Annotated in this window: 5 protein-coding genes; all 5 read right to left on the bottom strand. The window is 62.3% G+C overall.

Annotation, left to right across the window (positions count from 1 at the left end; genetic code table 11):
- On the bottom strand, nt 1-588 hold a 588-nt coding region (locus XF30_RS13465; protein WP_146207798.1), incomplete at its 3' end, for an adenylate/guanylate cyclase domain-containing protein.
- A gap of 448 nt (nt 589-1,036) precedes the next feature.
- Nucleotides 1,037-2,377, bottom strand: a complete 1,341-nt coding sequence (locus XF30_RS13460) for an adenylate/guanylate cyclase domain-containing protein (protein ID WP_036046399.1) — start codon at nt 2,375-2,377, stop codon at nt 1,037-1,039.
- Nucleotides 2,378-2,965: 588 nt separating this feature from the next.
- Nucleotides 2,966-4,762, bottom strand: coding sequence for a vanadium-dependent haloperoxidase (locus tag XF30_RS13455; RefSeq protein ID WP_109145698.1), 1,797 nt, complete (start codon nt 4,760-4,762; stop codon nt 2,966-2,968).
- A 408-nt stretch (nt 4,763-5,170) separates the two neighbouring features.
- Nucleotides 5,171-6,151 (bottom strand): ABC transporter substrate-binding protein, encoded by a 981-nt coding sequence (locus XF30_RS13450; protein WP_158284374.1) that lies wholly within the window; start codon nt 6,149-6,151, stop codon nt 5,171-5,173.
- A 343-nt stretch (nt 6,152-6,494) separates the two neighbouring features.
- A complete protein-coding gene (locus tag XF30_RS13445; RefSeq protein ID WP_109142983.1) occupies nt 6,495-9,236 on the bottom strand; it encodes an EAL domain-containing protein in 2,742 nt (913 codons plus the stop codon).
- Between the last annotated feature and the right edge of the window lie 11 nt (nt 9,237-9,247).

Raw genomic sequence — 9,247 nt, 5'->3', positions numbered from 1 at the left:
CGCGCCATCGTGCGCGGTCGGGTCGGCGAAGCCCGTCCGCGCCGAGCCCGGGCTCTCGCTCGAAACAGCGTAGGCCTGGACCGCTCGGTCGATGTTCTTGAGTTTTTTAAGACCCAGATTCTTGAAAGAGAATGGGAGCGCCTTGTGGACCTGCTCGTAGACGGCGCCCGAGATGCACACGCCCCCTGGCTCGGCGACTTCTTGGAGCCGCGCGCCGACATTGACCCCATCTCCAAGCAGATCTCGCCCGCGCGCTACGACATCCCCCACGTGAATACCGATCCGGAACTGGACACGCCGGTCTCGAGCGATCTCTCGTCCCATTTCTAGCAGTCGACCCTGGACCGCAACGCCGCATTGAACGGCATCGACCGCGCTCGGGAACTCCGCCAGGACGCTGTCACCCGCAGTGTTGGCAATCCGGCCCCCATGCTCCTCAATGAGAGTGTCCATGACCTCACGCGCGCTGGCGAGGCTTTTCAAGGTGCCAAGTTCGTCCAGGCCTACCAATCGCGAGTAGCCCGCGACGTCCGCCGCAAAAATCGCGGCAAGGTGCCGCTCAACCCGTTGTTCCTGCCGCAGCGGCATCCATCGTCAGCCTTTGGGGTGCCTGGCAATTCTGCAGCTTGAGATGCAAGGTTTCAAGGCACAGCGGGGTACGAAGCGAGGCTTTGGTACGTGAGGGTCGGCTGTCCGGCGAGTCGACGCCCAGCGGACGCCACCGCTGACACTTGGACCGGCTTCTCAGGACTGATGTACTCCGTCCGGACCCCAGTCGCTGACGTCCGACCGGTGATCCGTCGTCAGGCAGGAAAGCCTAGCGTTCGAGTAAGGCCGTGTTGGCTCGGGCAGCTCCTTGTCGTCTGCATTCATTCCATTGCGGCAGGTCGGCTTTGGGGCAAAGGCTGCCCTCGGCGGCTCCGGCGACGGTCTCCCCTCAGCCCTCGGAAGCGGACGCTGCGAGCCTAAGAGGCGAAGTCAGCGGTGGGCCAAAAGCGGTCATCGGTGCGTTGACCGCATGGCGGGTGAAGACGTGCTAGGTCGTTACCGCACGGAACAGACGCCATTTGTCGGGCACGCCTTTGAGAATGTGGCGGCCGCGCTCCTCAAACGTCAATCCAGAGCCTGCCACGAGATCGCGAACCGTCTGTGAGACCAGAACTTCACCCGGGGCAGCTAGCGCCGCCACACGTGCACCAATATGCACGGCAATGCCAACAATATCGTGAGCGACGAATTCGCACTCGCCGGTATGCAAACCGCAACGGACCTTCAGATCGAGTGGGCGCACCGCGTCGCCGATTGCGCTTGCGCAACGCACAGCGCGCGCAGGGCCATCGAACGTGGCAAGGAAACCGTCGCCGGCGGTATTGACTTCGCGGCCGCGATACTGGCCGAGCACGCCCCGAGCTTTGGCATAGAACGCATCCAGCAGCACGCGCCAGGCGCCGTCGCCGAGAGCGGCCGCGCGCTCCGTCGATCCCGCAATGTCGACAAACAGCACAGTTGCAAGCACCCTGTCCGGCTCCGCTGCTTGCCGATGCCCGGTGACGAACTCTTCGACCTCATTGATAATTGCATCCTGATCGCCAACCCAGACCATATGGTCCTGACCGCTGAGCTCAATCAGTTTGGCGCAAGGAATCTGCTGCGCCATGTAGCGCGCATGCTTCACGTCAATGACGCGCTCATCGGTGCGATGCAAAATCAAGGTCGGCACACGCGTCACGGGTAGGATGTCCCTGACATCGATCTCCCGGTTCATGCGCATGATCGCCGATGCCGCGCCTGGGCTTGCCGAGGCCCTGAAGTAGGCGGCGGTTTGCTCAAGTGCCTGCTTATTGCCAGCGAGGCTAGGCGCCCACATCAGCAAACTCATCGCATCTGCCGAACCCCAATGGTGCTCAATGTCATCGAGGAAAGCGCTCCACTGCGCATCGGTCCACGCGAATGCGTAGTCGGGGGCCCACGAGCGTCGCGCATAAGTGCCACAAAGCACCAGAGCTGACGTGCGTTCGGGATACGTAGCTGCATAGAGCAGCGACATCGGACCGCCCTCGGACACGCCAAACAAGGTGGCCCGCTGAGAACCAACCTGGTCCAGCACCGCCTGCACGTCGTGCATCCGCTGTTCAAGCGTGAAGATCTGGGAACCGCGATCGGACATTCCGGTGCCGCGCTTGTCGAACGTGATGACCCGCGCAAACGTTGCAAGCTTGCGGAAAAAGGAAGCGCGTGCCGGCGATTGCCAGAGCGCTTCGACATTGGAGACAAAACCTGGGACGAACAGCAGGTCGCGCGGACCGTCGCCCATCACCTGATAGGCAATATGGACGTCGTCACTTTTGACATAGTGAGTGGCCGGGATGTCAGCCATGGTGGCCTACTGCGTGACAAACCGCGGGCGCGAGTGTCGCACCTCATTCCGCGTCAGGCTAGCGAAATTCGGTGGAGAATTTGGCTGCCGCCCACCCGTAAGTACCGGCGCGACTGGGGAACCAGGTGCGGCCGCGATGTGCGTTTCGGGTCAAACGCGACCGGTCCGGCCGATCTTGCTCACCCTTTGATGTCGGCTTCGTCCCGAAAGCTACCGAGTTGGTGCGGCGATGCAATGTGACACGATGGGCCAATTCCTGAAGTGGACTGTGCCTACTCGATCACCGCGTCGGCACAGTCGAGAAAGAATGCCGGAATCTCGATGCCGAGCAATTTCGCTGTCTTTAAGATTGTTGGTAAGCAAGCATTTGGTGGGCTGCTCCGGTCATTGAAAGTTTGCGGTTCACGGGTCAGGTCAACCACGCATCATAAGATGATCAGAACGAGAGTCGCCCCCGGCTTGGGTCCTCGTTGATTGAGCAGGCGCCGCGCTCAGCTCCCACCAATAGGCTATCGGGCATAAACGCTTCCACTACTCTGCACAGGACCGGGGCGGCGCCCCACGGCGGGGGGCGTCGCCCGACTGCTGTCAGATCGTCACGCGGCTGCCGTCGAAGCGCGTGAAGGAAAAGCCGTCGAAAGGTTCGCGGAGGGTCATGCGCTCGTCCCGCAGCATGCCGATAGCCACTTCTTCGCCGATCGCCATTGAGGCCGAAGCGTCGGAACGCCAGTGGATGCCCGCCCAATTCCGTCCGAAACCGAAATTCACCGCGAGCTTGTTCAACTCTCCACCAACCGTGAGTGGCGGGCCGTCATAGGGCATGAGCTTCGTCGGGTCAGCCGGATCGGGCTGTACCGGGTTGATGATGACGCGGCTCTCGTCGAAAAACGCCTTCAATATGGTAGCCGTAACGGCACCGACGCCCGTGGCACCGCCGGGATAGGTGGAGTGAAGGGGCGCGGCTTCCGGATAGGTTTGTGACAAGAGGTAGGTGCCGTATTTCGCTTTACTGCGATCGAGGGCTTCCGATTTCAGGAAGCTGTCATGCAACGGGTAGTCGCTCACGCCATTGGCGAGGCGATGGTGCGCCAGACCGCCATAGGCTTCCGGTCGCACGGCCCGGTGCACGAAATACTTCTGCCAGTAGGACGCGCGGACGGAGTTGCTGATCCCCGTGGTGAGTAGTGCCTGCACATAGGCCAATCCGAATGTGCCTCCTCCAGGGCCCTGTGTTTTCGATTTCCGATAGGGGCTAGACGGGTAGGATACGGGCTCCGTCACTGGATACATCCCGGAGTACCGTTGGTCCGTTCCGCCGCCGGGGGTTGCAAGCATCAGCGCTGCTGCCCACCCGAGTGCGGGACCAGCGCGGACATACTCCGCGAGATCTCTTCCTGTCGTGATGTATCGCGGTGTCGCCTCGAATTGCAACCGGCGTTTCGCCGCGGCGCCGTTCTGGATCGCCAGCCACTCTTCGTATTCGGTCAGGAATTCGCTCGCGGGCAACGCGGCGCGAATTTGAGCACTAATCCACTGTGCGGCATAGGGCACGTCCCGGAGCAGGAATTGCGAGATCAGCGGGCCGTCCAGAACGCCTGGAGGCGTGACGGAGCGGCCCTTCGGGTCAGCCGGGTCGAAGTAAAGCGCATTGGCACGAAACAGCGTACCGGGTGTGACCCGACCACCAGACTTCGGCCCGCGGAAATCCGCAAGCTTGTTGATTTCCTCGGTTGCTGCAAGCACGTCGCGGTTGGAGGTGTCGTCGCGCAACTCGGTAAGCGGAACATCACGAAGCAGGGATTGCCAGTATACCTCGACCGCCTCGCCGCCGCGCTCCGCACTTGCAAGGGTCGGCGCCGGCGGTAGCGCAATCTGAGTAGGGTTCATGCCGCTCAGGCTGACGGCCAGCGTGCCTACCGGATTGACCAGTTTGCGCGTGCCGCCGAGCGGGATTTTCTCGAAATCAGCGGGATCGCCCGACTGACAAGCAATATAGAAAGCCTGCCAAGCAGCTTGTTCCACTTCGCCGCGTTTGTCGTGCGGCAGGCCCCGCGTATCGGAACCGATCTTGTTGGTGTAGCGCGCCTCATCGCCGTTCGCCGGGTGGGGCGCGATGGGAATTTTCTCGTTATTGCTCGCGCAGGCCGCTCGGACTTCGAAGGCGCGGCGCTTGAGCGCCGCGTCGAGCGGTCGCGCCTCCGTGCCCACGCCCACGGTCTGCGCCGCGGCCGGGGCTACTCCGGACATACCCGGCGGAGACGCAAGCACGGCGGCGCCAACTGCGATGCCGGCCCCGCCGAGGAGCGAGCGGCGAGTGACCGCCGTGGTCGGCAGGGTCGGCGATGCCAGGTCATATTCAGTCGAAATAGTGGGGTGGTCAGCCATGGAGATCTCCTCCCTCGCAGGCACGCTCTGGGGCCCGCGTTTCAGATTCAAAGCATCCGGGCGCGCCTTGTGCGCACCCGCGTTGGAATGCGAATGCTGAAGGACCGGCGAAAAAGGAAGTCGGTTTTTCGAGTGCAATGCTGCCGATGGCACGACTGCTGTCCGTTCAGTCCCGCGAGGAATTCGGCATTCCCGCCTGCGACGACAGCTATTTAAAGAGTACACGATCTCGTGCGTCCGGAAAAGACGCCTGAATCTTTGGACGACTTCCGCTTAGGGTCACAATGCGAAGAACTCAGGTTGAGCAACTCTGGTCCGCTCTGGCTCAACGAGCGGACTTCCGACCGCCAAGGCGCAACTTCGCAGAAGGGCCATGAACGGACTCATGCGCCGCAGCAAACAACAGCTCTATTCGATCACTTCATCTGCGCGGGCAAGCATCGACGGCAGCAAAGCTAGGCCGAGGGCCTTGGCGGTCCTCAAGTTTACGACGAAGTCGAACTTGGCCGGCTGCTCCACCGGAAGATTAGCGGGTTTTGCTCCACGCAAAATCCTGTCGACGTATTCGGCAGCGCGGCGATACAAATCCGTAAAATTCGGCCCATAAGACATGAGGCCACCCGCTTCGACGTGCTCTCTGGCGTTGTAGATTGTTGGCAGTCGCGCTCCCATTGCTAAAGTCTGGATCCGATCGCGGTGGGTATTCACAAGCGGATCGGCAACTATATACAATGCCCCTGCACCATCTTTTAGCGCCTCGAAGGCAGACGGGATGTCCTCTGCTTGACGGATTGTGAGGATGTCGGTCTCAAGACCAAGCCTCGCCGCCGCCGCTTGCACTTCACTAAGCTCCAGTGCAGACAAGGAATTGCCAATGTTCCCAATAGCTGCCAAACGCCGAAGACTTGGAATGGCCTCGCGCAAAAGTTCTAGGCGCTTGCCGGCAAGATCGGTTGCTACCGTCGAGAGGCCCGTGACGTTGCCGCCAGGTTTCGCCAAACTCGCAACCAGTTTGTTTGCAACTGGGTCTCCCGCCACCGCGAACACGATCGGAATAACCGATGTTGCCTGCATCGCCGCGATAACGTTTGCGGTCCCCGAGGTTACAATGACATCGACTCTAAGCCGAACGAAATCCGTCGCAAATTTAGCGAAGCGTTCACTGTTTCCTTCGCCCCACGCATACTTAATCGCGACTGTTCGCCCCTCGATCCATCCGAGTTCACTCAGTCGCTTCAAGAATGCAGCAAGCCGTTGGCGCTCGATCGAAGGGGTGCTCTGACCCAAGAACCCGATGGTTGGCAATCGAGGGGATTGCTGCGCGCGGCCCGTTACCGGCCGCACGGCCATCAGACCAGCAAGAGCACCAAGCAAATCCCGGCGCCTCATACCTACCTCAACCGCAGACGACGGCATCATATGACTGAGGCCAGCGTTTTGGTAGGGATGAAACCGGCTTCGCCGCGGTCCGATTGTCCGTTATGGGTCAAAAGCTGCCCTGCGCAACTTCAAGAGGCCTCCCGCTCAGCTTTCGAAAGCAGACCATGCGAGGCCAATCCCCGTGGCGCATTTCCGAGCTCAGATCGCGATGCGAACTCGCGGGAAGCAAGGAATGTGGGGGCACCGTCACTGGACGCTGAATACCGGATGTTGACCCGCGCGACGGTGCTCGCCAAAACAACGAGCCTCCATTCGGAGTGCTGGTGTCAACGCGCAGGCCAAAGCCGCTCGCTCAGGCGGCGCTGACAGTCTGGAGTTCAGCCGCCAGGAACTGTCTCTCAAACGCCTCGGCGGGCATCGGACGGCCGAAGAAATAGCCCTGCCCTTCCTCGCATCCCATGCTGACCAGGAAGTCGGCGGTTGCGCGGTTCTCGATGCCTTCGGCCACGACGGTGAGACCGAGCTGCTTGCTGAGGCCGATGGTCGACCCGACGATGGCGGCGTCGTCGGAATTCGACAGAAGACCGAAGACGAACGACCGGTCGATCTTGAGGCCGTCGAGCGGAAACTTCTTGAGATAGCTCAGGCTCGCATAACCGGTGCCGAAATCATCGAACAGGATCCGGACGCCGAGCTCCTGAATTCGCTTGAACATTTCAAGCACGCGGCGCTCGTCATGCAGCAGGATGTCTTCGGTGACTTCGATCTCGAGCAGCGACGGCGCCAGCCCGGTCTCTTCGAGCAGCGCTGCAACGGAATGCGCGAGGTCGCCGGACTGAAGCTGCGAGGGCGAGAGGTTGATCGCGACGCGCACATCGCTGCCCGACAATTCCCAGGCTCGCGCCTGGCGGCAGGCGGTCTCCATCACCCAGTTCGCGATCCGCTCCGACAGCGCAGAGGTGTTGACAACAGGCATGAATTCGGCCGGCGAGACGTAGCCGCGCACCGGATGCCGCCAGCGGATCAGCGCCTCGGCCCCGACCAGGCTGCCGTCGATCAGACGAACTTGCGGCTGGTAGAACAGCTCGAATTCGCTGCGGTCGGCGGCAAGCGCCAGCTCGCCCTCCAGCCTCAAGCGGTTCTCGAGCTCCTGCCGGATCGCGGCTTCGAATACGACGTGGCCGCCGCGCCTGGTCGCCTTGGCTTTCGTCAGCGCGAGATGGCCGTTGCTCAGGAGGTCATCGGCGTTGCTCCCGCCTTCAGGATAGACGGCGACGCCAACGCTGATCTTGACCCGGTGCTGGCGCGTGCCGGTTGCGAGAGGGGCTTCGAACGCGCGCGCGATTCGCTCGGTCACCGCCGCGACCGGCTCGGTGATCTCTGCGCAATCGATCGCGATGGCAAATTCGTCCCCGCTGAGCCGGGCGACGATCGCCTTCCCGCCGACTTCGCTCCGGAGCCGCTCGGCGACCGCGCGCAGCACCAGATCGCCGGCGGAGTGCCCTAGCATGTTATTGATCTCTTGGAAGCCGTCGAGCCCGAGCACGAGCAACGCGACGCTCGAAGACCGTCGCTCCGCCGCGGCGATCAGATCGGTCAGGCCCACATGCAGCATGTTCCGGTTGGCCAGCCCCGTCAGCGCGTCATGTTCGGCGAGATATCGAATGCGTTCGGCTTCACGTTTGCGCACAGAAATATCGCGCAGGATGGCACCATATTGAAAGCCGTCCGTTCCCTGCCAGCCCGAGAAGCTCGCCTCGACCGGGAAGGTTTCGCCGTTCTTGCGCCGGCCTTCGAACTCGACGACGACGGCGCCGCCCGGAACCAGGAGCGCCTGGCGCGCGGCGTCGTGCATGGACGGTCTTGCACCGGCGTGTGCCGGCAAAGCGCACAGCGTTTCGAACGGGCGGCCGATGATCTCGGCCGGCATGTAGCCGAAGATCGCGCTGGCGCCGGGATTCCAGACCGTGATGCGGTGATCCTCGTCGGTGCAGACCAGCCCGTCGCCGAGCGACATCGCGATGCGATGAAAGCGGCTCTCGGCGATGCGTCCGAGCAGGCTGCGGAAGTCGATTTCGTCGAGCGCAATCGCGGTCAGGTAAGCGACGATGGCGATGTGGAACAGCGACGTATCGATGACCAGGGGCCATCTTGCCTGCACAAGGATTGCGGCCAGCTCGACCACCGCCCCGGCTGCGATCAGGATTGCGACGCGAAGTCCTGGCGCGATACGGCGCCACGAATACAGCATCAGCAGGCAGATTGCGCCCAGTCCGACCACCATGCCGACATCGGAGGTCCAGCGCAGGGTCCGGTTCTGAAGGATCGATTCAGCGGCGAGCGCCTGGAGGACTGGCCCCGAGATGATACTGCCGTTGGGAACGCTGAAACGGTCGCCGAGCTCGAGCGCCGTGGCGCCAATGATGACCTTCTTGCCTTTCAGCTTGTCGAGCGTGGCGCGATCGCCACGCAGCACGTCGACATAGGAGACGGCGGGAATGGAGGGCGCGCGAATGCTGAAATCGATCAGAAAGGGCGGTCGCCGATTGGCGTCCTGGCCCGCCAGCACGACGGCCATCGAAGGCATGAAAGCGTCGCCGAGCTTCTCGCCGAACGGATAGCGGCGAACCAGCCCGTCGGATTCGATCGCGACATTGACGACGGCCGGCCACGACTGGTTGCTGAACGACTTCAGCGGCCGGTTGACGTGAGCCGGGCCGCCCCTCGGTGTCGGCTGCTTGAAGGATGGCAGGATCGTCGAACCGCCGACGTCTCGCAATGCCTTGGCGAAGGCCGCGTCGGAGGCGGGATCCGACGGCGTGCTGAAATCGACATCGAAGGCAACGTCCTGCGCGCCTGCCGCTTCCAGCCTTTGCAGCATTTCGGCATGGAGACGCCGCGGCCAGGGCCACACCCCGATCTGGTCGATCGACGGCGCATCGATACCGACCACGACGATGTCGCCGGTGGCCGCACGCGTTTGCCACTTGAATCGAAGATCGGTGAGCGCATTGCGAAGCGCAGCGTGCCAGCCCGTGGACAACACCACCGCGAGCGCGATCACGACAAGAATATGCGGCCGATAGCGTTTCACCAGAGCCTCCC

It is taken from the genome of Bradyrhizobium sp. SUTN9-2 (genome assembly GCF_003122645.1).
Classification (GTDB): domain Bacteria; phylum Pseudomonadota; class Alphaproteobacteria; order Rhizobiales; family Xanthobacteraceae; genus Bradyrhizobium; species Bradyrhizobium yuanmingense.
Note: the sequence above shows the minus strand (reverse complement) of the source record. Positions and strands in the feature narration are given on the sequence as shown.